Here is a 24,153-nt window from a genome sequence, read left to right on the forward strand (position 1 = left end):
GCCCCTGAAACGTCAAGCGGCCACCGCCTCCCAGGCCGCGACGAAGGCGCGCGCGCGGCGCTCGATCTCGGGCAGCTCGTATTCCGGCTTGAACAGCGCCCCGCCGATGCCGAAGCCGGTGGCCCCGGCCGCACGCCAGGCCGCCAGGTGCGCCGGCTCGATGCCACCCACCGGCCACAGCGGCGTGCCCGGCGGCAGCACGGTGGCCAGCGCGCGCAGCGCGGCCGGGCTGCTGGCTTCGGCCGGGAACAGCTTCAGCGCATGGGCGCCGGCGCGCAGCGCCGCGAAGGCCTCGCTGGCCGTGAAGATGCCGGGCACGGCCACCAGGCCGCGCGCCACCGTGTGCGCCACCACGGCCGGATCGAAGTGCGGCGACACGATCAGCCGTCCACCGGACTGCGCCACCGCGTCCACCGCCGCGGTGTCCAGCACCGTGCCGGCCCCCACCAGCGTGCCGGCCGGCGCCAGCGCCGCCAGCGTGGCAATGGCCGCCAGCGCGCCGGGCCGGTTCAGCGGCACTTCGAGGCCGCGGAAGCCGCACGCGAAGAGCAGCTGGCCCACGGCGGCCGCACGCTCGGGCTGCAGGCCGCGCAGGATGGCCACCAGCGGCGGCAGGTCAGGGCTCGAGGAAGGCGGGGTCATGGCAGCACACTCAGGTGGTCGTGAAACGCCCGCCACGCGGCCAGCTGCGCCGCCTGCGGGTCCAGGCGCTCGGTGCGGCAGCCGAAGTGGCGCGCGCAGCGGGCGTGGCGCGCGGCCAGCGCCGGCTCGCCGAGCAACCGCACCGGCTGCCCGGGCGGCAGGCCGCGGCGCAGCGCATCGCGCCATTCGGCGGCCATCAGCAGGCCGCTGACGTACTCGGCCGTGCCGGCCGCGGGCGCACCCGCCCCCACCACCCGGGCACGGGCGCCGAACAGCGCATGGCCGAGCTCCTCGTCGCCCAGGGCCTGCACGCCGCGGTCGAAATCGGCGTCGGCATCGAGCGACGGCTCCGCCATCAGCGGCGCCAGGGTGCCGCGCTCGCGCAGCGCGGCGAACAGCTCGCCGGTCATGCAGGTGCGCAAGGCGGCCACCGCGCCGCGCTGCAGCAGCACCCACTTGCTGTGGGTGCCGGGCAGCACGATCCAGCCCTCGCCCACGCCCAGCGCGGCCGCGCCGAGCAGCTGCGTTTCCTCGCCGCGCATCACGTCGGCGCGGCCCTGGGCACCGCGCCAGCACAGCCCGGGCACGATGAACCAGCGTGCGCCGGCCGGCGCGTCGGCCACCGGCACCAGGTGCTGCGCCAGGCGCTGCAGCGGCAGCGCGGCATCCAGGTAGGGCACCTCCTGCCAGCCGAGGGCCGAGCCGACCATGCCCGCCATCACCACCGGCGCGTCGCCCGCCGCCGGCCAGGCCCGCAGCAGGTCTTGCAGCGCAGCGCGGAAGCGGCCGCGGCAGGCCAGGCTGCCCTCCTCGTCGCGCCGCAGGTCCAGCAGTTCGCCGTCCGGGCCCAGCAGCATGGCGCGGCGGTGGGTCGTGCCCCAGTCGATGCCGAGGAATCGGGCGCGCGTCATGAACGTCGCACCTTGCGCTCGAACAGGCGCTGCAGCGCGCAGAACACCAGCAGCAGCAGGCCGATGGAGATGCGGGTCCACCAGGAGCTGAGCGTGCCGTCGAAGCTGATCAGCGTCTGGATGGTGCCCAGGATCAGCACGCCGAACAGCGTGCCCGCCAGGTAGCCCACGCCGCCGGACATCAGCGTGCCGCCGATCACCACCGCGGCAATGGCGTCGAGCTCGAGCCCGACCGCATGCAGGCCGTAGCCCGAGAGCATGTACAGCGTGAACACCACGCCGGCCAGCGCCGAGCAGAAGCCCGACAGCGCATAGACCAGCACCGTGGTGCGCGCGACCGGCAGCCCCATCAGCACCGCCGAGGCCTCGTGGCCTCCTATCGCATAAACGGTGCGGCCAAAGCTCGTCGCGTGGGCGATGTAGACGCCGGCGGCCAGCACCACCAGCGCGATCAGCGCGCCCACCGACAGCGAGGCGTCCTCGCCCAGCGGGATGCGGGCCTGCGAGATCGCGGCATAGGTCTCGTTGCCGATCTGGATGGAGTCGATGCTGATCAGGTAGCACAGCCCGCGCGCCAGGAACATGCCGGCCAGCGTGACGATGAAGGGCTGCAGCCGGAAGCGCTGGATCAGCCAGCCCTGCAGCGCGCCGAAGCCCGTGCCGAGCAGCAGCACCAGCGGCAGCGTGGCCCAGGGGCTCCAGTGGTGATGCTCGACCAGCGCCGCCGACACCATCGTGACCAGCGCGATCACCGAGCCCACCGACAGGTCGATGCCGCCGGCCAGGATCACGAAGGTCATGCCCACCGCGACGACCAGCAGGAAGGCGTTGTCGATCAGCAGGTTCAGCAGCACCTGCGCCGAGAAGAAGCCGCCGTAGGCGACCGAGCCGTAGCCGAACATGGCGACGAAGAGGCCAACGGTCACCGCCAGCGGCACCCAGCGCGCGTCCAGGCGCCGCCAGCGCGGCCCCGCCGCGGCGGGCGCGTGCGCGCCGGGGCTGGCGGTCGTCCCGCCCAGCGCGCTCATCGCCCGGCCCCCACGGCGGGGCGCAGCGCCCAGCCGCGCAGCGCGCGGCGGAACTCGGCGGACTGCAGCAGCATCACCGCGAACACCACGCCGGCCTTGACCACCAGGTTCACCTCCGGCGGCACGCCGATGGCGTAGATGGTGGCGGTGAGGGTCTGGATGATCAACGCGCCCAGCACGCTGCCGGCCAGGCTGAAGCGCCCGCCGGTCAGCAGCGTGCCGCCCAGCGTGACGGCCAGGATCGCGTCCAGCTCCATCAGCTGGCCGGCGTTGTTGCCGTCCGCACTCTTGACGTTGGAGCTGATCAGCAGGCCCGCCACGCCGGCGCACAGGCCGCAGAAGCCGTACACGCCCACGGTGATCAGGCGCTGGCGCACGCCCGCCATGCGCGCCGCCGCGGGGTTGATGCCGATGGCCTGCACGAACAGCCCGAGCGCCGTGCGCGTGAGCGCCAGGTGCAGCGACAGCAGCACCGCGCCGGCCACATACACCGAGAACGGCAGCCCCAGCAGGTAGCCGCTGCCGAGGAAGAAATAAGGCGGGTAGTACACGGTGATGATCTGGCCGCCGGTGATCAGCTGCGCGATGCCGCGGCCGGCCACCATCAGGATCAGCGTGGCGATGATCGGCTGCAGGCCCAGCCCGGCCACCAGCAGGCCGTTCCACAGGCCGCACAGCAGCGCCACGCCCAGCGCCGCGGCCAGGGCCAGCGGCATCGGGAAGCGGCTGGACATGGTCTGCACGCCGTCGTGGATGACGAGCTGGCCGCCCACCATCAGCGCCGCCACGGCCGCGGCAATGGCCACCACCGCGCCCACCGAGATGTCGATGCCGCGCGTGGCGATGACCAGCGTCATGCCCAGGGCCACCAGCGCCAGCGGCGCGGCGCGGTTCAGGATGTCGATCAGGTTGCCGTACAGGTGCCCCTCGTGCCAGCGCAGGCGCAGGAAGCCGGGGTTGAAGGCGGCATTCAGCGCCAGCAGCAGCAGCAGCGTGAGCACCGGCCAGAACAGGCGGTGGGCGGTCCACGACCGGATCATGGCGCGCCCTCCGAGGCCATCAGGTGGCCGATGGTCTTCTCGTCGGCGCCGCCGGGCAGCTCGGCCACCTTGCGCCGCGCGCGCATCACCGCGATGCGGTCGGACAGGCGCGACACTTCGTCGAGCTCCGACGAGATGAACAGCACCGCCAGGCCGCCGCTCGCCAGGCGCAGGATCTCGTCCATGATCTCCTGCTTGGCCCCGACGTCGATGCCGCGCGTGGGCTCGTCCAGGATCAGCAGGCGCGGCTCGGTGGCCAGCCAGCGCGCCAGCAGCGCCTTCTGCTGGTTGCCGCCCGAGAGCTGCGCGATCGGCATCTCGGCATCGGCCGCCTTGATGCCCAGCGCCCGGATGTAGCCCTCGGCAATCTCCTGCTGGCGGCGCCGCGACAGGTGCCGCCACAGCCCCATGCGGGCCTGCAGCGCGAGCGCGATGTTCTCGCGCACCGACAGCTCGGCCACGATGCCTTCGGACTTGCGCTCCTCGGGGCACATGGCCAGGCCCAGCGCGATGGCCTGTGCCGGCTGGTCGAGCCGCACGACCCGGCCGCGCACCCGCAGCTCGCCGGCATCGGCCCGGTCCATGCCGAACAGCAGGCGGGCCAGCTCGGTGCGGCCCGAGCCCAGCAGGCCGGCCAGGCCCAGCACCTCGCCGGCGCCGATCTGCAGGTCCACCGGCTCCAGCGTGCCGCGGCGCGCCAGGCCGCGCGCCTCGAGCACCGTCTCGCGCGGCGTGGCGGGGTCGGTGCCTGCGCTGGCGCGGCGCACGCCCTCGGCGCTCAGCTCGCGCCCGATCATCGCGGCCACCAGCGCCTGCGGCGGCAGCTGCGCGGGCGTGAACTCGCCCACCAGTTGGCCGTTGCGCAGCACGGTGATGCGGTCCGAGATCGCGTAGACCTCGTCGAGGAAGTGCGAGACGAACAGGATGGCCATGCCCTCTTCGCGCAGCCGGCGCAGCACGGTGAACAGCTGCGCCACCTCGTCGCTGTCGAGGCTGGAGGTGGGCTCGTCGAGGATCAGCACGCGCGAGCGCATGCCCAGCGCCCGCGCGATGGCCACCATCTGCTGCACCGCCACCGGGTAGCTGGCGAGCAGCCGCGTCACGTCGATGCGCAGGTGCAGCCGCTCCAGCAGCGCCTGTGCCTCGCGGTGCACCCGCGCCCAGTCGATGCGCCAGCCGCGCCGCGGGTAGCGGCCGGCAAAGATGTTCTCGGCCACCGACAGGTTCGGGCAGAGGTTGACCTCCTGGTAGACGGTGGCGATGCCCAGCGCCTGCGCCTCGGCCGGCGAGCGCGGCCGGATCGGCGCGCCGGCGAGCTCGATCGTGCCCTCGTCGGCCGGGTGCACGCCGGTCAGCACCTTGATCAGCGTGGACTTGCCGGCGCCGTTCTGGCCCATCAGCGCATGCACCTCGCCGGCGCGCAGCGCCAGGCTCACGTGCTCCAGCACCGGCACCGGCCCGAAGCGCTTGCCGATGTCCGACAGCGCCAGCAGCGCGTCACTTGTTCTTGTTGTAGACATCGAAGCAGACGGCCGCCAGCAGCACCAGGCCCTTGATCACCTGCTGATAGTCGATGCCGACGCCGAGGATGGACATGCCGTTGTTCATCACGCCCATCACGAAGGCACCGATCACCGCGCCCATCACCTTGCCCACGCCGCCCGAGGCCGAGGCGCCGCCGATGAAGCAGGCGGCGATGACGTCCAGCTCGAAGCCCAGGCCGGCCTTCGGCGTGGCGGTGTTCAGCCGCGCGGCGAACACCAGGCCCGCCAGGGCCGCCAGCAGGCCCATGTTGACGAAGGTGAGGAAGGCCAGCCGCTCGGTCTTGATGCCCGACAGGCGCGCGGCCTTCTCGTTGCCACCTAACGCATAGAGTCGGCGGCCAGGCACCGTGCGGCTGGTGACGAAGTCGTAGGCCAGCGTCAGCACGAACATCACGATCAGCACGTTGGGCAGGCCCTTGTACGAGGCCATCAGCCAGGACAGGGCGACCAGGATGGCCGCGAACGCCGCGTTGCGCAGCACGAACAGGCCCAGCGGCTCGGTGTCGATGCCGTGCGCCTGCGCATGGCGGCGCGCGCGCCAGGCCGCCACCAGCAGCGCCGCGGCCACGCCGGTGCCCAGCAGCAGCGAGGTGGTGCGCAGCTCGCCACCGGCGAAGACCTCGGGGATGAAGCCCGAGCTCAGCAGCTGGAACGCGTCCGGGAACGGCCCCACCGACTGCCCCTGCAGCAGCGCCAGCGCCAGGCCCTTGAACACCAGCATGCCGGCCAGCGTGACGATGAACGACGGGATCTTGAAGTAGGCGACGAACCAGCCCTGCGCCGCGCCGATGGCCGCGCCCGCGGCCAGGCAGGCCAGCGTGGCGGGCACGAAGTGCCACTGCAGGTTCACCATCAGCACCGCGGCCAGCGCGCCGACGAAGCCGCTCACCGAGCCGACCGAGAGGTCGATGTGGCCGGCCACGATGACCAGCAGCATGCCCAGCGCCATGATGACGATGTAGCTGTTCTGCAGCACCAGGTTGGTCAGGTTCAGCGGCTGCAGCAGCGTGCCGTCGGTCATGACCTGGAAGAACACCATGATCGCCAGCAGCGACAGCAGCATGCCGTACTCGCGCAGGTGGTGCTTCAGGAAGTGCACGAGCCCCGGCGCATTCGGCGGGCGGGCGGCCAGCACGCCGCGGGCGGAATCAAGCTCTGCGCTCATGTCTCGAACCGGTGACGATGGCCTGCATGATCTTCTCCTGGGTGGCCTCGGCGGCCGGGAATTCCGCGACGAAGGCGCCTTCGTTCATCACGTACAGGCGGTCGGACAGGCCCAGCAGCTCCGGCATCTCGGAGGAGATCAGCACGATGGCGCGGCCTTCCTCGGCCAGCCGCGCGATCAGGGAATAGATCTCGAACTTCGCGCCCACGTCGATGCCGCGCGTGGGCTCGTCGAGGATCAGCAGTTCGGGCTCGGAGAACAGCCACTTGGCCAGCACCACCTTCTGCTGGTTGCCGCCCGAGAGGTTGACCACCGGCTGGTGCACGCCGGCGCAGCGGGTGGCCAGCTTGCGCCGGAAGTCCTCGGCCACCTGGTGCTCGCGGCCTTCGTCGATGACGCCGCGCCGCGCCACCGCCGGCAGGTTGGCCAGCGTGGTGTTGCGGGTGATCGAGTCGTTGAGCACCAGGCCCAGGGACTTGCGGTCTTCGGTGACATAGGCCAGGCCCGCATCCACCGCCTTCTGCACGGTGGACAGGTCGCGCGGCTGCCCGTGCAGCAGCGCCGTGCCGCGGATGCGCTTGCCCCAGCTGCGGCCGAACACGCTCATCGCCAGCTCGGTGCGGCCGGCGCCCATCAGGCCGGCGATGCCGACGATCTCGCCGCGCCGCACCTGCAGGTTGACGCCCTTGACCACCGCCCGCTCGGCATGCAGCGGGTGGTGCACCCACCAGTCGCGCAGCTCGAACACGGTGTCGCCGATGCGCGGCGCGCGCCGCGGGTAGCGGTCGGCCATCTCGCGCCCCACCATGTGGCGGATCACCAGGTCCTGCCCGGGCGCCGCCTCGCGGCAGTCGAAGTGGGCCACGGTGGCGCCGTCGCGCAGCACGGTGATGGCGTCGGCCACCTGCTCGATCTCGTTGAGCTTGTGCGAGATCAGGATGCAGGCGATGCCCTGCCCCTTCAGCTCGAGCAGCAGCTTCAGCAGCGCGGCGCTGTCGCTCTCGTTCAGGCTGGCGGTGGGCTCGTCCAGGATCAGCAGCCGCACGTCCTTGGCCAGCGCCTTGGCAATCTCCACCAGCTGCTGCTTGCCCACGCCCAGGTCGGTGACCCGCGTGGCGGGCGATTCGTCCAGCCCCACGCGCGCCAGCAGCGCGCGGGTGCGCCGGTGCGCCAGCGCCCAGTCGATCACGCCGTGGCGCGCCGGCTCGTGGCCGAGGAACATGTTCTCGGCAATGGACAGCAGCGGCACCAGCGCCAGTTCCTGGTGGATGATGATGATGCCCTGCGCTTCGCTGTCGGCAATGCCGCCGAAGCGGCGCGGGCGGCCGTCGAAGTGGATCTCGCCTTCGAAGCTGCCGTGCGGGTACACGCCCGAGAGCACCTTCATCAGCGTGGACTTGCCGGCGCCGTTCTCGCCCACCACGGCACGGATCTCGCCGGCGCGCACGGCCAGGTTCACCCCGTCGAGCGCCACCACGCCGGGAAAGGTCTTGCGGATGCCCCGCATGTCGAGCAATGGATTCATCGGAAGGCGGGCGGCGCGGGCCGCCGCATCGTCAGTGCAGCTGCGATTCCTTGTAGTAGCCGCTGTCCACCAGCACCTTCTTCCAGTTGGTGGCGTCCACGGCCACCGGCTTCAGCAGGTAGGAAGGCACCACCTTGATGCCGTTGTTGTAGGTCTTGGTGTCGTTGACCTCGGGCTGCTTGCCGGCCAGCACCGCGTCCACCAGGTTCACCGTCACGCGGGCCAGTTCGCGCGTGTCCTTGAACACGGTGGAGAACTGCTCGCCCTTGATGATCGACTTGATCGACGGGATCTCGGCGTCCTGCCCGCTGACCACCGGGCACGGCTGCTGCGCCGTGCAGTAGCCCACGCCCTTGAGCGAGGACAGGATGCCGATCGAGATGCCGTCATACGGGCTCAGCACCGCGTGCACCTTGTCCTTGCCGTAGAAGGCCGACAGCAGGTTGTCCATGCGGGCCTGGGCGGTGGCGCCGTCCCAGCGCAGCGTGCCCACCTTGTCCATGCCCATCTGCTTGCTGCGCACCACGAGCTTGCCGCTGTCGATGTAGGGCTTGAGCACGCTCATCGAGCCATCGTAGAAGAAGAAGGCGTTGTTGTCGTCAGGGCTGCCCCCGAAGAGCTCGATGTTGAACGGGCCCTTGCCGGCCTTCAGGCCCAGCTTGTCGACGATGGAGTTGGCCTGCAGCACGCCGACCTGGAAGTTGTCGAAGGTGGTGTAGTAGTCGACGTTGCGGGTACCCTTGATCAGTCGGTCGTAGGCGATGACCTTGATGCCCTTGTCGGCCGCCTTCTGCAGCGCGCCGGACAGCGTGGTGCCGTCGATGGCCGCGATCACCAGGACCTTCACGCCCTTGGTGATCATGTTCTCCACCTGGGCCAGCTGGTTGGGAATGTCGTCCTCGGCGTACTGCAGGTCGGCCTTGAAGCCCTTGGCCTGGAACTCCTTGACCATGTTCTGGCCGTCCGCAATCCAGCGCGCAGACGACTTGGTCGGCATCGCGATGCCCACGGTGCCCTTGTCCTGTGCCGCCGCCGGCGCCACCAGCGCCGCCGTGCACCAGGCCGCCGCGGCCAGTGCGGTGATCCACTTCTTCTTCATCGATGTCTCCTGCTCGGTCTCAGTACTTGCGCTTGGGGAATTCCTTGGCGGCCACTTCCATCGGGAACACGCCTTCCTGGGTGACGATGCGCCGCGGCAGCGTCTTGCCGGCCTTCAGGTCCTTGACGGCCTGCATCAGCTGGGGTCCGAGCAGCGGGCTGCATTCGACGCTGACGTTGAGCTTGCCCGCGATCATCGCCTCGAACGCGCCCTTGACCGCGTCGATCGAGATGATCGTGATGTCCTTGGCCGGCTTCAGCCCGGCTTCCTCGATGGCCTGGATCGCGCCGATGGCCATGTCGTCGTTGTGCGCGTAGAGCACGTTGATCTTCTTGCCCTCGGCCTTCAGGAAGGCTTCCATCACCTCCTTGCCCTTGGCGCGAGTGAAGTCGCCGGTCTGCGAGCGGATGATCTTGAAGCGCGGCTGGGCCTTGATGATCTCCTCGAAGCCCTTCTTGCGGTCGATGGCCGGGGCCGAGCCCACGGTGCCCTGCAGCTCGACGATGTTGACGTCACCCTGGCCCTTGTAGTTCTCCAGCAGCCAGCGGCCGGCGCGGCGGCCTTCCTCGACGAAGTCCGAACCCATGAAGCTGACCCACAGGCTGTCGTCCTTCTCGTCCACCGCGCGGTCGGACAGGATCACCGGGATCTTCGCCGCCTTGGCCTCGCGCAGCACGGTGCCCCAGCCGCTTTCCACCACCGGCGAGAACGCGATCACGTCGACCTTCTGCGCGATGAACGATCGGATGGCCTTGATCTGGTTCTCCTGCTTCTGCTGCGCGTCGGAGAACTTCAGCTCGATGCCCGCGTCCTTGGCCGAGGCCTTGATCGACTCGGAGTTGGCGGTGCGCCACTCGCTCTCGGCGCCGATCTGGCTGAAGCCGAGCACGATCTTCTTCTGCGCCAGGGCCGGCATGGCGCTGGCCAGGGCCAGGGTGCCGGCGGTCAGGATGGTGCGGCGACGTAGGGTCATGGAAGTCTCCTCTGCGGTTTGCGCTGGTGGTCACGCCTGGATGTAGGCGGTCTTGACCGTGGTGTAGAACTCCACGGCATGGCGGCCCTGCTCGCGCGGGCCGTAGCTGGAACCCTTGCGCCCGCCGAAGGGCACATGGAAGTCGACCCCGGCGGTGGGCAGGTTCACCATCACCATGCCGACCTGGGCATGACGCCTGAAGTGAGCGGCATGCTTCAGGCTGGTGGTGCAGATGCCGGCGCACAGGCCGAAGGGCGTGTCGTTGGCCAGCGCGAGGGCATGCTCGTAGTCGTTGGCCCGGATCAGGCAGGCCACCGGCCCGAAGATTTCCTCGCGCGCGATGCGGTGCTGCGGCTCGGCGACGAACAGCGCCGGGCTCATGTAGTGGCCGCGCGTGTCGCGCTGCAGGCGCTCGCCGCCGGCCAGCCATTCGGCGCCCTCGGCGCGGCCGATCTCCAGGTAGGCCAGGTTCTGGTCCAGCTGCGCCTGGCTCACCACCGGGCCGATCTCGGTGCCGCGCTTGAGCGCATGGTCCACCACCAGCGCGCGGGTGCGCTCGCGCAGCGCGGCGGCGAAGCGGTCGAAGATGCCGGCCGTGACGATGATGCGGCTGGACGCCGTGCAGCGCTGCCCGGTGGAGTAGAAGCTGCCCTGCACCGCACAGTCCACCGCCCGGTCGAGCTCGGCATCGTCCAGCACCACCAGCGGGTTCTTGCCGCCCATCTCCAGCTGCACGCGGGCCTGGCGCGCGGCCGCGGCCTTCAGCAGGCCCTGGCCCACCGACACCGAGCCGGTGAAGCTGATGGCATCGACCAGCGGGCTGTCGACGATGGTCTGGCCCACCAGGCGGCCGCTGCCCATCACCAGGTTGAAGGCCCCGGCCGGCAGGCCGGCGCGGCTGATGATCTCGGCCAGCGCGGCGCCGCAGGCCGGCACCAGTTCGGCCGGCTTGAACACCACCGTGTTGCCATAGGCCAGGGCCGGCGCGATCTTCCACGCCGGAATGGCCAGCGGGAAGTTCCACGGCGCGATCAGGCCGACCACGCCGACGGGCTCGCGCGTGATGTCCACTTCCACGCCCGGCCGCACCGAGGTCTGCTTCTCGCCCGGGATGCGCAAGGCCTCCGCGGCGAAGAACTTGAAGATCTGGCCGGCTCGCGCCGTCTCGCCCACCGCTTCGGGCAGGGTCTTGCCTTCCTCGCGCGCCAGCAGGCGGCCCAGCTCTTCCTTGCGCGCCAGCACCTCGGTGCCGATGGCGTCCAGCACCTCGAAGCGGCGCTGCGGCGTGCTGTGGGCCCAGTCCTCGCGTGCGTCGGCGGCGGCGCGGATGGCGGCCTCGGTCTGGGCGGCATCGGCGCGCGCGAACTCGGCCACGGTGTCGGCCAGGTCCGACGGGTTCTCGCTGGTGCCCAGCGTGACGCCGGTCTCCCAGCGGCCGTTGATGAAGTGCTTGAGCGAGGCCATGGCCGTCACAGCGCGCGCACGCCGCCGGGCGCGAAGTCGGCCGGCGCCATCGCCAGCGGGTTGGACAGGGGCGCGCCGAAACCCGGCAGCTCGATCTCGAAGCGGTCGCCAGGCTGCGCCTGCACGCCATCGGCGAAGCTGAGCGTGGCGGTGCCGAAGAAGTGCAGGTGCACGTCACCCGGCCGGCGATGGGCCGCGTACTTGAAGTGATGGAACTCCAGGTTGTCCAGCGTGTGGCACATGTTGGCCTCGCCGGTGACGAAGGGCTTCTCCCACAGCACGGCCTCGCCGCGGCGGATGCGGCTGCTGCCGCGCAGGTCGGCCGGCAGCGGGCCCAGCCGCAGTTCCGGCCCCACCGCGCAGGGGCGCAGCTTCGAATGCGCCAGGTACAGGTAGTTCTGGCGTTCGGTGACGTGGTCGGAGAACTCGTTGCCGATGGCAAAGCCCAGGCGCGCAGGCCGGCCCTGGGCGTCGATGACGTAGAGGCCGACCAGCTCCGGCTCCTCGCCACCGTCCAGCGCGAATTCCGGCGACACCAGCGCGGCGCCCGGCGCGACGACGATGCTGCCGTCGCCCTTGTAGAACCACTCGGGCTGCACGCCACGCGCCTGGGCGGCCGGCCGGCCGCCTTCCATGCCCCACTTGAACATGCGCATCGAGTCGGACAGCGCCGCCTCGTCGCCGCTGAGCTTCTGGTGCATCGCGTCGCGCGTGGCCGCGCTGCCCAGGTGGGTGAGGCCGGTGCCGCTGACCAGGCAGCGGGCGGGGTCCGGATGGGTCAGCGGCGGCAGCACCCGGCCCTGCGCCAGGATCTCGCCGTAGGGCTCGGCACCGGCCGCGCCGGGCAGGCTGGCCACCTGCGCCTGCAGCGTGCGCCCGGCCACCAGCGCGGCCAGCGCCAGTTCGTAGGTGCTGTGCACACCGGCCAGCGTGTGCACCGGCTCGGCCGCGCCAGCGGTCACCCCCACGCGGGCCTGGCCCGCGGCATCGAGGTACTGGATCAGTCGCATCGTGTCTCCTGTGCAGCGGCGGACGCCCACCGTTGCTGATTGCGGCGCGATGGTACGAACGCGACGGATAACAAACCAATAGAGTTTGTCGACGAAGACATATACGATTTCGCATCGCTCGATCCGCGCCTGCCGCCGATGCCCGCCCCGTACACCCACTGGTTCATCCGCGCCCGACTCAAGACGCGCCAACTGCTGCTGTTGGTGGCGATGGAGGAGGAAGGCAACATCCACCGCGCCGCGCAGGTGCTGAACATGACCCAGCCGGCGGCCTCGAAACTGCTGAAGGACCTGGAAGAGGCGCTGGGCGCGCCGCTGTTCGAGCGCCTGCCGCGCGGCATGCGGCCCACCTGGTACGGCGAAACCATGATCCGCCACGCCCGCATGGCGCTGGCCAGCCTGTCGCAGGCGCACGACGAGATCGAGGCGCTGAAGGCCGGCCGCTTCGGCCAGGTCAGCGTGGGCGCCATCACCGCGCCCGGCATGACGCTGCTGCCGGCCGCCATCGCGCTGGTGAAGCAGCAGCACCCGAACCTGCGTGTGGCGCTGCAGATCGAGACCAGCGACGTGCTGATGGAGCGGCTGCAGCAGGGCAAGCTCGACATGGTGATCGGCCGCCTGTTCGAGACCCACGACAAGACCGCCGTGCGCTACCAGTCGCTGGTGGAGGAGCCGGTGGCGGCGCTGGCGCGGCCGGGCCACCCGCTGACGACGGTGGCCAAGCTGGGGCTGCGCGACCTGGTGGGCGCGGGCTGGATCCTGCCGCCGGTGGGCAGCGTGCTGCGCCACCGCTTCGAGCTGATGTTCCAGGAAGAGGGCCTGGAGCCGCCGGTGAACCTGATCGAGACCACCGCCCTGCTCTTCATCACCCGCATGCTCCAGCGCAGCGACATGGTGGCGGTAGTGGCCGCTGACGTCGCGCGTTACTACGCCGACCACGGCATGGTGGCGGTGCTGCCGATCCACCTGCCCTGCAAGATGGACAGCTTCGGGCTCATCACCCGCACCGACCGGCTGCTGTCGCCAGGCGGCAAGGCCATGCTCTCGGCCCTGCGCCAGGCCGCGATGGAGGTCTATGGCGTCATGCTCGACGCGGTGCCGTAGCCGCGGCGCGCGCGGCCGCGGCGGGGCTCGCGCTCAGGACCAGCCGCCGTCGACGGTGAACTCCTGGGCGGTGCACATGCGGGCGTCGTCCGAGGCCAGGAACAGCACCATCGCGGCAATGTCCTGCGGCTGCAGCTTCTGCGGCAGGCACTGGTTCTGCGCGATCGCCTGCTCGCCCTCGGGCGTGAGCCACAGGCGCACCTGCCGCTCGGTCATCACCCAGCCCGGGGTGACGGTGTTGATGCGGATGCCGTCGGCGCCCAGCGGCCGCGCCAGGCCGCGCGTGAGCCCGTTCACCGACGACTTGGCCACCGCATAGCACGGGTAGGCGCCTTCCTTGATCTGCCAGCCGATCGAGCCCAGGTTCACCACCGAGCCGCCGCCCAGGCGCCGCATGCCCGGCACCACGGCCTGGATCGCGAAGAAGGCCGGGCGCTGGTTCACCGCCATGCGCTCGTCCCAGAACTCGGGCGTCACCGATTCGAGCGTGTGGCGCTCGTCGCTGGCCACGTTGTTGACCAGCACCTGGAAGTCGCCCAGGGCCGCGGCCGCCTCGGACATGCAGGCCTGCAGCGCGGCCACGTCCCGCACGTCGCAGCGGCGCCACCACGGGGGCGGCAGGCCGGCCGCCGCCAGGCGCGCGACCAGCGCGGCGCTGGCCGCCTCGTCCACATCGATGAAGGCCACCTGGGCGCCCTGGCGCACGAAGGCCTCGACGATGGATTCGCCAATGCCCGAGCCCCCGCCGGTGATGAAGACCCGGCGGCCCTGCAGGCTGGGGTACGAGGCGGCGACGGCGGGTGCAGTCATGCGGGATTCCATTCCTGACATATCAAAACGTGCATGGCAATTAGCGATTTAATTATTTTTCTGGCATCAGTGTGCGGCGATAAGCTCCCGCCCGTCAAGTCGAGGAGCGTTCATGGATTCGAAGAAGCCCGTCCGTCGCAGCCAGGCCTGGTTCGGACGCCAGGACCGGGACGGCTTCGTGCACCGCAGCTGGATCAAGAACCAGGGCTACCCGCACGACCTGCTGGATGGCCGGCCGGTCATCGGCATCTGCAACACCTGGAGCGAGCTGACCCCCTGCAACGGGCACTTCCGCGAACTGGCCGAGTTCGTCAAGCGCGGCGTGTACGAGGCCGGCGGCTTCCCGCTGGAGTTTCCGGTGATGAGCCTGGGCGAGACCCAGCTGCGCCCCACCGCGATGCTGTTCCGCAACCTGGCCAGCATGGACGTGGAGGAATCGATCCGCGGCAACCCGATCGACGGCGTGGTGCTGCTGATGGGCTGCGACAAGACCACGCCCGCGCTGCTGATGGGCGCGGCCAGCTGCGACCTGCCGACCATCGGCCTGTCCGGCGGGCCGATGCTGAACGGCAAGTTCCGCGGCAAGGACATCGGCTCGGGCACCGGCGTGTGGCAGATGAGCGAGATGGTGCGCGCCGGCGAGATGACGATGGCGGAATTCACCGAGGCCGAGAGCTGCATGCACCGGTCCAAGGGCAGCTGCATGACGATGGGCACGGCCTCGACCATGGCCTCGATGGTGGAAGCGCTCGGCATGGCCCTGCCCGAGAACGCCGCCATTCCCGCGGCGGACACGCGGCGCAACCGGCTGGCGCAGCTGACCGGCCGCCGCATCGTCGAGATGGTGAACGAAGACCTGCGCATGTCCCGCGTGCTCACCCGCGCCGCGTTCGAGAACGCCATCCGCACCAACGCGGCGATCGGCGGTTCGACCAATGCGGTGATCCACCTGCTGGCGGTGGCCGGGCGCATCGGCGTGAAGCTGGACCTCGACGACTGGGACCGCTTCGGCGCCGAGGTGCCCTGCCTGGTCGACCTGCAGCCCTCCGGCCGCTTCCTGATGGAGGACTTCTTCTACGCCGGTGGCCTGCCGGCGGTGATGAAGGAGATCCGCCACCTGCTGCACACCGATGCGCCCACGGTGAACGGCAAGACCCTGGGCGAGAACATCGCCCAGGCGCCGTGCTGGAACCGCGAGGTGATCCGCCCGCTGGACCAGCCCTTCAAGTCCGCGGCCGGCATCGCGGTGCTGCGCGGCAACCTGGCGCCCGACGGCGCGGTCATCAAGCCCTCGGCGGCGTCCGCCCACCTGCTGCAGCACCGCGGCCGCGCGGTGGTGTTCGAGAGCATCGAGGACTTCCACGCCCGCATCGACGACGAGGCGCTGGACATCGACGAGACCTGCGTCATGGTGCTCAAGGGCTGCGGCCCGCGCGGCTACCCGGGCATGGCCGAGGTCGGCAACATGCCGCTGCCACCCAAGGTGCTGCGCAAGGGCATCACCGACATGGTCCGCGTCAGCGATGCGCGCATGAGCGGCACCGCCTACGGCACCGTGGTGCTGCACACCTCGCCGGAGGCCGCCGCGGGCGGACCGCTGGCCCTGGTGCGCAATGGCGACATCATCGAGCTGGACGTGCCGCGCCGCCGCCTGCACCTGGCGGTGAGCGACGAGGAACTGGCGCGCCGCCGCGCCGAGTGGCAAGCGCCGCCGGCGCCCGCGCGCGGCTGGTACAGGCTGTACGTCGACCATGTGCAGCAGGCCCACCTGGGCGCCGACCTCGACTTCCTGGTGGGTGGCAGCGGCGCCCCGGTGCCGCGCGACTCGCACTGATGACGACGCACACCGTACCCCGGCTCCTGTCGGCCCCGCGCTGCCTGTGGGACGCCGGCACCACGCTGGGCGAAGGCGCCTGCTGGTCCGGGCGCGAGCAGGCGCTTTACTGGGTGGACATCCTGCAGGGTCGGCTGATGTGCTGCGATGCCGCGGGCGGTGCGCGGCGCGAGTGGCGCTTCGACGACACGGTGTCGGCCCTGGCCGAGCGCCGCGACCATCCCGGCCTGGCGTTGACGCTGCGCCGCGGCCTGGCGCTGTTCGAACCCGCCAGCGGCCAGCTGCAGCGGCTGCACGAACCCGAGCCCGAGCGTGCCGGCAACCGCTTCAACGATGGCAAGTGCGACGCCCGCGGCCGCTTCTGGGCCGGCAGCATGGACTTCGGCTGCGAAGCGCCCACCGGCGCCTGGTACCGCTTCGACGCGCAGGGCCAGGCCGTGCGCGTGGCCGACGTGGGCTGGCCGGTGACGAACGGGCCGACCTGGTCGCGCGACGGCCGCACGATGTATACGAACCACACCGTGGCGCGCGAGGTGCTGGCCTGGGACTTCGACCCCGACAGCGGCAGCATCGCCCGCCCGCGCGTGTGGCTGCGCTTCGGCCCGCACGACGGCCTGCCGGACGGCATGACCACCGATGCCGACGGCCGGCTGTGGATCGCGCACTGGGGCGCGGCCTGCGTCACCTGCCACGACCCTGACACCGCCGCGGAGCTGCTGCGCGTGCCGCTGCCCACCGCGCACATCACCAACGTCGCCTTCGGCGGGCCGGCGCAGCGCACGCTGTTCATCACCAGCGCCCGCTTCGGGCTGGACGCGGCGCAGCTGGCGGCCGAACCGCTGGCCGGCGCGCTGTTCGCGATCGACACCGAGGTCACCGGCCTGCCGGCGAACACCTTCGCCGGTTGAGCCGGCGATCGGCGTTCGCCGGTGGAGCCGGCGGCTCCCGCGGGCCGCGTCACATCGACGTTATCAGCGCCGTCAGCAGCCGCCGAGCCTGTGCCCCGTGGCGCTGGCGAACACCGCGCCCGGGCGCTATGCTCCAAGGCTTCTGGCAACGTTCCCCCGGAGGACGCCATGACCGTACCCGCCTGGCGCTGGCTGTGCACCCTGGCCGCTGCCCCTGCCCTGCTGGTGGCCTGCGCCTCGCTGGAAGACGAGCCGCCGGCCACTGCCATCGCGCCGATGCCCGGGCTGGGCAGCGCAAGCTTCCAGGTCACCGCGCACGACGAGCAGGCGCGCGCCTGGTTCGCGCAGGGGCTGCTGCTGAGCTATGCCTTCGAGCACCAGGAGGCCGCGCGGGTGTTCCGCGCCGCACTGGCGCGCGACCCCAGCTGCGCGATGTGCGCCTGGGGCGTGGCCTATGCGCTGGGCCCGAACATCAACAACCCCGACCGCGGGCCGGTGCGCGACATCCGCCGCTTCATCGCACGCGCGCAGCAGGCGGCACCCGGCGCCTCGCCGCTGGAGCGTGCGCTGATCAACGCGATGGCAGTGCGCTACGGCCGTGCCGACGAACGCGCGCAGCAGACCTATGAAGCGCTGGGCAGCGCGATGTGCAGCACGAGAAAGGCCGACCCCGACAAGGACCGCAAGGTCGACCCGCAGGAAACCGCCTATGCCGCGGCCATGACCGACGTGGTGCGGCAGTTCCCGGACGATCCGGACGTGGTGACGCTGTACGCCGATGCGGTGATGAGCACGATGCCCTGGGACTGGTGGGACCCGAAGACCGGCCAGCCCAACGGCGCGGTGGGCGACGTGATCGCGCGGCTCGCGGCCACCACGCGGCAGCATCCGCAGCACAGCGGCGCGCTGCATTTCTACGTGCATGTGTCCGAGCACTCGCCCGAACCGCGGCAGGCCGAGACCGCGGCCGACACGCTGGGCGGCGTGGCGCCCGAGTCGCCGCACCTGGTGCACATGGGCAGCCACATCTACAAGAACATCGGCCGCTTCGCCGACGGCAGCCGCGCTAACGAGCAGGCGCTGGCGGTGCAGAAGCGCTTCGACGCGGCGCTGAAGGCACAGGGCGTGCAGCGCAGCGGCCGCTGGGACGCGCACCACCTGCACTTCCTGTGGTATGCCGCGCTGATGGAAGGCCGCACCGGCCTGTCGCTGAGCACTGCGCGCGAATTCGCACGGCGCTTCGGCGACCGCGGCGACGGCATGGGCGAGTACGCGCGGCTGCTGCCGCTGGCCACGCTGGTGCGCCTGCAGCGCTGGGACGAGGTGCTGGCCGAGCCCGCGCCGGGCACGGGCCTGGGCCTGCTGGAGGGCTATGCCTTCTATGCGCGCGGCATGGCCTACGCGCACACCGGCCGGCTGGCACAGGCCCAGGCCGAGCTGGCTAACGTCGATCGTACGCGTGCACAATCCACCGCGCAGCGCGCCCGGATGTATGGCGAGCCGATCCCGGCCAAGCTGATGAGCCTGGCGCACGACCTGCTGGCCGGCAGCATCGCGCGCGCCGAGGGGCGCCACGACGCGGCGATTGCGCTGCTGCGCACGGCGGCCGACACGGACGACGATCTCGGCACCGACCCGCCGCTGTTCGGCGGCGGTGCCCGCCTGGCGCTGGCCGGTGCCCTGCTGCAGGCCGGCAAGGCCGACGAGGCCGCCCGGGAGATTGCCGAAGCGGTGCGCCTGAACGGCCCCAGCGCCTGGAGCCACCAGGGCCTGGCGCAACTGGCGGCGCTGCGCGGCGCGCGCGAGGAAAGCCAGCGCCAGGCGGCGCTGGCGCAGGCCGCGTGGCGCCATGCCGAAGGGGCCAGCCTGCCGCGGCTGTAGCGCCGCTCAGTGCGGCGGCACCACCACCGCCAGCTGGTTCGACGGCCCGCTGAGGCCGCAGGCATTGCGGGCCCGCACCCGCACGTAGTAGGTGCCGGCGCCGATGCCCGATGCGGCGAAGCTGGTGGCGGTGCCGCCGAGGTCGGCATCGGCCAGGTCGGCCAGGTCGGGCGCCGAGCCGGCCTCGAGCCGGTAGCTGGTCGGCACGCCCAGCGCGGCGTTCCAGCGCAGGGCGACGCGGCCGCCGCTGTTCTGCGTCAAGGTCAGCCAGGTCGGCACGTTGGGCGCGGCCATGCAGCCCACCGTGACCACCGCTTCGTCCGAAGACGCGCTGGTGCCGGCCGCATTCATCGCCCGCACGCGCAGGTAGTGCTGCCCCTGCGGCAGCCCCTGGGTCGCGAACGAGGTCGCCGCCGAGCCGGTCGGCAGGAGGGCCACGTCGGCACGGCCCGGCGCCGAGCCGGCCTCAACGAGGTAGGCGGTGGGCGCTTCGCCGGTGGCCGGTGCCGTCCAGGACAGGGTGACCGTCGATCCCGCCACCAGCCCCGCTAAGCCGCCGGGTGCCTGCGGCGCCGAGGGCGTCGGCGCGTCCGGCAGCAGGCGGCCGATGCGGCTGCGCGCCGTGCTGCCGCTGCCGCCACCGAGCTTGCCGAAGCCGCCGCCCAGCACGAGCTTGCCGTCGGGCTGCACCAGCAGGGCGCTGACGGCGCCGTCGGCACCGGGGTTGAAGCCGGCATCGACCGCGCCGTCGGCCAGGAGCCGGGCCACCCGCAGGCGCGCCGTGGTGCCGGTGCCGCCGCCTATGGCCGCGAAGCTGCCGCCGGCCAGGATCTTGCCGTCCGGCTGCAGCGCGAGGGCGGTCACCACCCCGCCGCTGGCCCCCGGATTGAAGCTCGCGTCCACCGAGCCGTCGGCATTCAGGCGGCCGATGAAGCGGCGCGCGGTCGTGCCGGTGCCGCCCCCCAGCGCCTGGAAATTGCCGCCGAGCAGGATCTTGCCGTCCGGCTGCACCGCCACGGCATAGGCCTCGCTGTTGGCACCGGGGTTGAAGCCGGCATCGACCGAGCCGTCGGCGTTCAGGCGGCCGATGAAGCGGCGCACCGTCTTGCCGCCGCCGCCCAGCACGCCGAAGCGGCCGACGACCAGGATCTTGCCGTCGGCCTGCAGCGCCAGGCCGAAGACGAGGTCGTTGGCGCCGGGCGCAAAGCTGGTGTCGACGCTGCCGTTCGCCTGGAGGCGGCCGATCCAGTCGATCACCTGCGGCCCGCTACCGAAGTTGATGGCACCGCCCACCACCAGCCGGCCGTCGGGCTGCAGCGCCAGGGCGTTCACGTAGCCGGTCTTGCCGGGGTTGAAGCCGCTGTCCACCGAACCGTCGGCCTGGAGCCGGGCAATGCCGTTGCGTGGCTGGCCGCCGATGGTGGTGAAGTCGCCGCCCACCAGGATGCGACCATCGGGTTGCACCACGATCGCCCGCACCACATAGCCGTTAGCACCGGGATTGAAGCTCGCGTCGACCGAGCCGTCGGCCAGCAGCCGTGCAATGCGGTTGCGCGGCGTGCTGCCGGTGCCGCCGCCGCCGATCATCGTGAAAGTACCGCCCACCAGCAGCTTGCCGTCCGGCTGCCGGGCCAGCGCGACGATGTCGCCATTCGCCCCCGGATTGAAGCCCGCGTCGACCGCGCCACTGGCGTCCTGCCCGCCGACGACCACCATCACCTCGTTGGAGGCGATGCCCGCGCCGCTGCCGTTGGTGGCCCGCACGCGCACGAAGTAGGTCCCCGCCGGCACACCGGCGGTCGAGAAGGTGGTCGCGGTGCTGCCGGTCGAGAAGTTGGCGAGATTGGCCGGGCCGAGCCCCGAGCGCGAGCCGGCCTCGATGGTGTAGGCCGTGGGCGCCCCGCCGCCGCTCGGGGCCGTCCAGGCCAGCGAGATCGTCGAGCCCGACACGCTGGCCGCCACCGCATTGGGCGCACCGGGCGGCTGCGGGCCGACCACGAGCTTCATCTCGTTGGACGGCAGGCTCAGGCCGCTGGCGTTGCGGGCCCGGATGCGGAGGTAGTACACGCCAGCCGGCACGCCCGCGGCGGAGAAGGTGGTGCCGCTGCCGCTGGTGGGGATGCTGGCCAGGTTCGCCAGGCCCGGGCCGGAGCCGGCTTCCACCAGGTAGCCGGTGAGGGGCCCGCCGCCGCCCGGGTACTGCCACGACAGGTTGATGGTGGACCCGGCCGTCGTCCAGGCGGACAGGGCCCGCGGCGCCCCCGGCAGCGCGAGCCCCAGGGTGCCGGGCATCAGCCGGCCGAGGAAGGCCCGCTCCACCGTGCCACGGCCACCGCCGCTGAAGGTGCCGAAGACACCGCCGACCAGCACCTTGAGGTCGGCCTGTTCGGCGAACGCGTGCACGTAGGTGTCCGCGCCGGGGTCGAAGAAGTCGTCCACCGAGCCGTCGGGATTGAGCCGGCCGAGGTGGTTGCGCGGCGCGGCCGTGCCATCGCCACCGCCCAGCGAGGTGAAGTTGCCGCCGACCAGGATGCTGCCGTCGGCCTGCACCAGCAGGGCCTTCACCTCGGTGGTGAGGTCGTTGCGCGCAACCCCCGGGTTGAAGCTCGGGTCCACCGAGCCGTCCGGGTTCAGCCGGGCCAGGTACTTGCGCGGCGTGTTGCCGAAACCGCCGCCGACCGTGGTGAAGTTGCCGCCGATGACGATCCTGCCGTCCGGCTGCACGGCGATGGCCTTCACGGTCCCCGGGGCCCCATAGGCCGCGCCGCCGACACCGGGGTTGAAGCCCTGGTCGACGCTGCCATCGGCATTCAGCCGGCCGATGCCGTAGCGGCCGTAGGCACCGCTGGTGTCGCGCACGGTGCCCAGCGCGGTGAACGAGCCGCCGACCAGGATCTTGCCGTCGGGCTGGATCGCCAGCGCATAGACGGGGCCGTTGGCCTCCGACACGAAGCTGCGGTCGAGCGTCGCGTCAGCACGGAGGCGGCCGAGCCGATTGACACCGGACGTGCCGTAGCCGCCACCGCCGAGCCGCAGGAAGTTGCCGCCGACGATGAGGCCGCCGTTGTCCTGCACCGCCAGCGCGTTGACGTAGTCGTCTGCGCCGGCATCCCAGCCGGTGTCCAGCGTGCCGTTGGGGTTGATGCGGGCGATGCGCCGGCGGATGTTGGCGCCACCTCCCACCCACGAGAACTGGCCACCGATCACCACCGCGCCATCGGCCTGCAAGGCGATGGCGAGCACCGCATTCGAGTAGTCGCCGCCGGGGTTGGGGCGGAAGCTCATGTCCACCGTGCCGTCGGCGTTGAGCCGCGCCAGGCGCGAGGGCGTGGCGCCCAGCGCGTTCCAGTTCATGAAGCCGCCGCCGACGAGGATGCGCCCGTCCGGCTGCAGCGCCAGCGCGAAAACCGGCCCGTCCGGCACCGAGAGCGTGGTGTCCAGCGCCTGGGCCCGCGCGAAGCCGGCGACGCCGGCCAGCCACAGGGCCAGCAGCCACAGGACACGCCCGGCTTGCACTCGCATCGCGACTTCCCGATTGAACCGGTGCCGAGCACCGCACCGCACCATGCTGGGCCTGCCGCCCTGCTGGCCGATTGATCGTGCGCAACGGCGCGAGGGGGCTGCCTGCGCCCTCCCCCTCTCTCCGATCCCGCGGCGCCGCCGCTCAGGGCTGGCGTGCCGCCGCGTCGGCGGCAGTGGCCGCGGAGACCTGCCCTTGCGCGCGCAGCAGGGCGGCCTGGGACTCCGCCTCGGCGCTGACGGCCGACTCCAAGGCACGAGCGCAGGCCTGCACGACACCGTCCTGCGCCTGCGCCAGGCCGGCGAGTTCAGCCTGCAGCGCGGCCTGGACCTCGGCCACCGGGCGGGCGCCAGCCTCGCCCTGCCCTGCGGCCACCAGCGTGGCGGCGGCCGCTGCGGCCCGGCCGGCGCTGCATTGCGCGGCCGTCAGCACGGGCAGCGCGATGGCCAGGTCGGCCATCACGGCCTGGTGTTGCTGCGCCGCCTGGGCCAGTGCGGCATCCAGGCCCGGGCGCGGTGATGAACCGCGGGCCTGCGCTCGGGCAAGCACCGCGCCTAGCGCCTGAAGGGCGTGGCCAAAGACCTGTTGCAGCGCGTCGATGTGGCAGGCCAGGGCCAGGCTGGCGCCGCAGTGCCGCAACAGCGCGTCGGCGGCGGGCTCGGCCTGCGCCGCGGCCTGCAGGGCGGCCTGCAAGGCCGGCGCCAGCGACCGGGCGGCCAGCAGTGGCGCCTGCAGCGCCTGCTGCAGTGCCAGGGCCCCCGCTTGCCGGGCCTTCGCGCTGCCGGCGCCCTCCTGGCGGTGGCCGCGCAGCGCGCGCGCCTCGGCCTCGGCCGCCGCAGCAGCCGCAAGCTCGGTCAACCCGTCGTCGGCGGCCGCCGAGGACCCGCTGGGCAGGCCCCGCAACACGGCCTGCCAGCCAGCCTGCTCGGCCTCGGCGCGGTGCCCGGCGGTCACCCGATCGGCACGCTGGCGCTGCAGTCGGCCCAGCGCCTGCTGGCTGGCGCTGCATTGGCCGGTGGCCTGCCGGGTCGCCGTGTCGATGGCGTCCGCCAGCTGCCGGGCCAGGGCCTGCGCCTGGCGTGCAGCCTCGGCCGCCGGATGGCCGCGCAGCTGGGTCGCACTGGCCGCGGCATCGTGCGCACTGCGATCCAGCTCGGCCAGCGCGCGTGCGGTGTCCAGGCAGGCGCTGGCGGCGTTGTGCGCTTCGCGCGCCAGGGCCGAGCCGGCATCCTCGGCCTGCACACGGCCACGCACGCCCTCCACCGTACGCATCCAGGCGTCCGCCGCCAGCGCCGCGGCATGGCTGACGCGGGCCGCCTCCGCGCTGGCCCGCGCGGCGTCGGCCGCATGGCCCTCGGCGCCCTGGGCCAGCCATTGCTGCAGTTCCAGGCGCAGCGCGTGTGCCTGGGCCTCGGCGCCCAAAGCGCCGAGTCGCCCGGCCAGCGCCGCCAAGGCGCGGTGGTGGTCGGCTTCCGCCTCGATCATCGGATCGAGCAGCGCCTGCTCGGCGGCGACGCTGCGCATCGCCGCGGCCCAGCCGGCCGCGTTCTCGGCGGCCGTGCGGCGCAAGGCGTCCGCGGTGGCCGGGCCGGTCGTGGGTGGGGATGTCGTGGGGGGGTTTGCAGCTGGCGTCGGCATGGTGCCCGGGATTAGAGGCATCGCGGCCCGTGGCCGGCTTGCTGTGCATCAAGCCGC

18 protein-coding genes are annotated in these 24,153 nt (G+C 72.0%); 4 read left to right on the top strand and 14 right to left on the bottom strand.

What is annotated here, in order from left to right; all coding sequences use genetic code 11:
* Window positions 1–12 precede the first annotated feature (12 nt).
* From ACILR4_RS07735 to araD1, 11 genes are read right to left on the bottom strand one after another with little or no spacing between them, the layout of a single operon-like run.
* The gene (locus tag ACILR4_RS07735) at window positions 13–642 is read right to left on the bottom strand and encodes a 2-dehydro-3-deoxy-6-phosphogalactonate aldolase (protein ID WP_395700266.1); all 630 of its coding nucleotides are present in this window, start codon (window positions 640–642) and stop codon (window positions 13–15) included.
* Window positions 639–1,553: a 2-dehydro-3-deoxygalactonokinase gene (locus tag ACILR4_RS07740; protein WP_395700267.1), complete on the bottom strand. Its 915-nt coding sequence runs from the start codon at window positions 1,551–1,553 to the stop codon at window positions 639–641. The genes ACILR4_RS07735 and ACILR4_RS07740 overlap by 4 nt, the downstream gene beginning before the upstream one ends.
* On the bottom strand, window positions 1,550–2,581 hold the full coding sequence (yjfF, locus tag ACILR4_RS07745; protein WP_395700268.1) for a galactofuranose ABC transporter, permease protein YjfF: 1,032 nt from the start codon (window positions 2,579–2,581) through the stop codon (window positions 1,550–1,552). Before yjfF ends, ACILR4_RS07740 begins: the two co-directional genes overlap by 4 nt.
* Window positions 2,578–3,621 carry an ABC transporter permease gene (locus ACILR4_RS07750; RefSeq protein ID WP_395700269.1) on the bottom strand — a complete coding sequence of 348 codons (1,044 nt, stop codon included), beginning with the start codon at window positions 3,619–3,621 and terminating at the stop codon, window positions 2,578–2,580. The genes yjfF and ACILR4_RS07750 overlap by 4 nt, the downstream gene beginning before the upstream one ends.
* The gene (locus tag ACILR4_RS07755) at window positions 3,618–5,141 is read right to left on the bottom strand and encodes a sugar ABC transporter ATP-binding protein (protein WP_395700270.1); all 1,524 of its coding nucleotides are present in this window, start codon (window positions 5,139–5,141) and stop codon (window positions 3,618–3,620) included. Before ACILR4_RS07755 ends, ACILR4_RS07750 begins: the two co-directional genes overlap by 4 nt.
* The gene (gene mmsB, locus ACILR4_RS07760; RefSeq protein WP_395700271.1) at window positions 5,119–6,330 is read right to left on the bottom strand and encodes a multiple monosaccharide ABC transporter permease; all 1,212 of its coding nucleotides are present in this window, start codon (window positions 6,328–6,330) and stop codon (window positions 5,119–5,121) included. The genes ACILR4_RS07755 and mmsB overlap by 23 nt, the downstream gene beginning before the upstream one ends.
* Window positions 6,314–7,855: a multiple monosaccharide ABC transporter ATP-binding protein gene (mmsA, locus tag ACILR4_RS07765; protein WP_395700272.1), complete on the bottom strand. Its 1,542-nt coding sequence runs from the start codon at window positions 7,853–7,855 to the stop codon at window positions 6,314–6,316. The genes mmsB and mmsA overlap by 17 nt, the downstream gene beginning before the upstream one ends.
* A 31-nt stretch (window positions 7,856–7,886) precedes the next feature.
* A complete protein-coding gene (chvE, locus tag ACILR4_RS07770; RefSeq protein WP_395700273.1) occupies window positions 7,887–8,954 on the bottom strand; it encodes a multiple monosaccharide ABC transporter substrate-binding protein in 1,068 nt (355 codons plus the stop codon).
* A 19-nt stretch (window positions 8,955–8,973) separates the two neighbouring features.
* Entirely contained in the window at window positions 8,974–9,927 is a 954-nt protein-coding gene (locus ACILR4_RS07775) for an ABC transporter substrate-binding protein (protein WP_395700274.1), read from the bottom strand.
* Between the two features lie 30 nt (window positions 9,928–9,957).
* Window positions 9,958–11,391 carry an aldehyde dehydrogenase family protein gene (locus ACILR4_RS07780; RefSeq protein ID WP_395700275.1) on the bottom strand — a complete coding sequence of 478 codons (1,434 nt, stop codon included), beginning with the start codon at window positions 11,389–11,391 and terminating at the stop codon, window positions 9,958–9,960.
* A 5-nt stretch (window positions 11,392–11,396) separates the two neighbouring features.
* Complete coding sequence (gene araD1 / locus ACILR4_RS07785; RefSeq protein WP_395700276.1) at window positions 11,397–12,401, bottom strand: AraD1 family protein; 1,005 nt, start codon at window positions 12,399–12,401, stop codon at window positions 11,397–11,399.
* A 138-nt stretch (window positions 12,402–12,539) separates the two neighbouring features.
* Between araD1 and ACILR4_RS07790 the strand changes: the two genes are divergently transcribed.
* Window positions 12,540–13,505, top strand: coding sequence for a LysR family transcriptional regulator (locus ACILR4_RS07790; RefSeq protein ID WP_395700277.1), 966 nt, complete (start codon window positions 12,540–12,542; stop codon window positions 13,503–13,505).
* A gap of 33 nt (window positions 13,506–13,538) precedes the next feature.
* Here the strand turns inward: ACILR4_RS07790 and ACILR4_RS07795 are convergent, their stop codons facing one another.
* A complete protein-coding gene (locus ACILR4_RS07795) occupies window positions 13,539–14,315 on the bottom strand; it encodes an SDR family NAD(P)-dependent oxidoreductase (protein WP_395700278.1) in 777 nt (258 codons plus the stop codon).
* Between the two features lie 112 nt (window positions 14,316–14,427).
* Between ACILR4_RS07795 and araD the strand changes: the two genes are divergently transcribed.
* The 3 genes from araD (at window position 14,428) to ACILR4_RS07810 (ending at window position 18,938) form a co-directional block, all read left to right on the top strand.
* A complete protein-coding gene (gene araD / locus ACILR4_RS07800; protein ID WP_395700279.1) occupies window positions 14,428–16,149 on the top strand; it encodes an L-arabinonate dehydratase in 1,722 nt (573 codons plus the stop codon).
* Window positions 16,149–17,057 (top strand): SMP-30/gluconolactonase/LRE family protein, encoded by a 909-nt coding sequence (locus ACILR4_RS07805; RefSeq protein ID WP_395700280.1) that lies wholly within the window; start codon window positions 16,149–16,151, stop codon window positions 17,055–17,057. Before araD ends, ACILR4_RS07805 begins: the two co-directional genes overlap by 1 nt.
* A gap of 168 nt (window positions 17,058–17,225) precedes the next feature.
* Window positions 17,226–18,938 carry a hypothetical protein gene (locus ACILR4_RS07810; protein WP_395700281.1) on the top strand — a complete coding sequence of 571 codons (1,713 nt, stop codon included), beginning with the start codon at window positions 17,226–17,228 and terminating at the stop codon, window positions 18,936–18,938.
* Window positions 18,939–18,944: 6 nt separating this feature from the next.
* Here the strand turns inward: ACILR4_RS07810 and ACILR4_RS07815 are convergent, their stop codons facing one another.
* Window positions 18,945–22,460 carry a hypothetical protein gene (locus tag ACILR4_RS07815; protein WP_395700282.1) on the bottom strand — a complete coding sequence of 1,172 codons (3,516 nt, stop codon included), beginning with the start codon at window positions 22,458–22,460 and terminating at the stop codon, window positions 18,945–18,947.
* 142 nt (window positions 22,461–22,602) lie between these two features.
* Window positions 22,603–24,027, bottom strand: coding sequence for a hypothetical protein (locus ACILR4_RS07820; protein WP_395700283.1), 1,425 nt, complete (start codon window positions 24,025–24,027; stop codon window positions 22,603–22,605).
* Window positions 24,028–24,153 lie beyond the last annotated feature (126 nt).

It is taken from the genome of Aquabacterium sp. (assembly GCF_044226965.1).
Classification (GTDB): domain Bacteria; phylum Pseudomonadota; class Gammaproteobacteria; order Burkholderiales; family Burkholderiaceae_C; genus Pseudaquabacterium.

Excerpts from the sequence above, each read along its gene's own strand:
- ACILR4_RS07750 (WP_395700269.1), bottom strand. The coding sequence starts at position 3,621 with ATGATCCGGTCGTGGACCGCCCACCGCCTGTTCTGGCCGGTGCTCACG.
- ACILR4_RS07810 (WP_395700281.1), top strand. The coding sequence starts at position 17,226 with ATGACCGTACCCGCCTGGCGCTGGCTGTGCACCCTGGCCGCTGCCCCT.
- ACILR4_RS07805 (WP_395700280.1), top strand. The coding sequence starts at position 16,149 with ATGACGACGCACACCGTACCCCGGCTCCTGTCGGCCCCGCGCTGCCTG.
- ACILR4_RS07815 (WP_395700282.1), bottom strand. The coding sequence starts at position 22,460 with ATGCGAGTGCAAGCCGGGCGTGTCCTGTGGCTGCTGGCCCTGTGGCTG.
- mmsA (WP_395700272.1), bottom strand. The coding sequence starts at position 7,855 with ATGAATCCATTGCTCGACATGCGGGGCATCCGCAAGACCTTTCCCGGC.
- ACILR4_RS07795 (WP_395700278.1), bottom strand. The coding sequence starts at position 14,315 with ATGACTGCACCCGCCGTCGCCGCCTCGTACCCCAGCCTGCAGGGCCGC.
- ACILR4_RS07755 (WP_395700270.1), bottom strand. The coding sequence starts at position 5,141 with ATGTCTACAACAAGAACAAGTGACGCGCTGCTGGCGCTGTCGGACATC.
- ACILR4_RS07775 (WP_395700274.1), bottom strand. The coding sequence starts at position 9,927 with ATGACCCTACGTCGCCGCACCATCCTGACCGCCGGCACCCTGGCCCTG.
- araD (WP_395700279.1), top strand. The coding sequence starts at position 14,428 with ATGGATTCGAAGAAGCCCGTCCGTCGCAGCCAGGCCTGGTTCGGACGC.
- chvE (WP_395700273.1), bottom strand. The coding sequence starts at position 8,954 with ATGAAGAAGAAGTGGATCACCGCACTGGCCGCGGCGGCCTGGTGCACG.
- ACILR4_RS07780 (WP_395700275.1), bottom strand. The coding sequence starts at position 11,391 with ATGGCCTCGCTCAAGCACTTCATCAACGGCCGCTGGGAGACCGGCGTC.
- araD1 (WP_395700276.1), bottom strand. The coding sequence starts at position 12,401 with ATGCGACTGATCCAGTACCTCGATGCCGCGGGCCAGGCCCGCGTGGGG.
- ACILR4_RS07790 (WP_395700277.1), top strand. The coding sequence starts at position 12,540 with ATGCCCGCCCCGTACACCCACTGGTTCATCCGCGCCCGACTCAAGACG.
- yjfF (WP_395700268.1), bottom strand. The coding sequence starts at position 2,581 with ATGAGCGCGCTGGGCGGGACGACCGCCAGCCCCGGCGCGCACGCGCCC.
- ACILR4_RS07735 (WP_395700266.1), bottom strand. The coding sequence starts at position 642 with ATGACCCCGCCTTCCTCGAGCCCTGACCTGCCGCCGCTGGTGGCCATC.
- mmsB (WP_395700271.1), bottom strand. The coding sequence starts at position 6,330 with ATGAGCGCAGAGCTTGATTCCGCCCGCGGCGTGCTGGCCGCCCGCCCG.
- ACILR4_RS07740 (WP_395700267.1), bottom strand. The coding sequence starts at position 1,553 with ATGACGCGCGCCCGATTCCTCGGCATCGACTGGGGCACGACCCACCGC.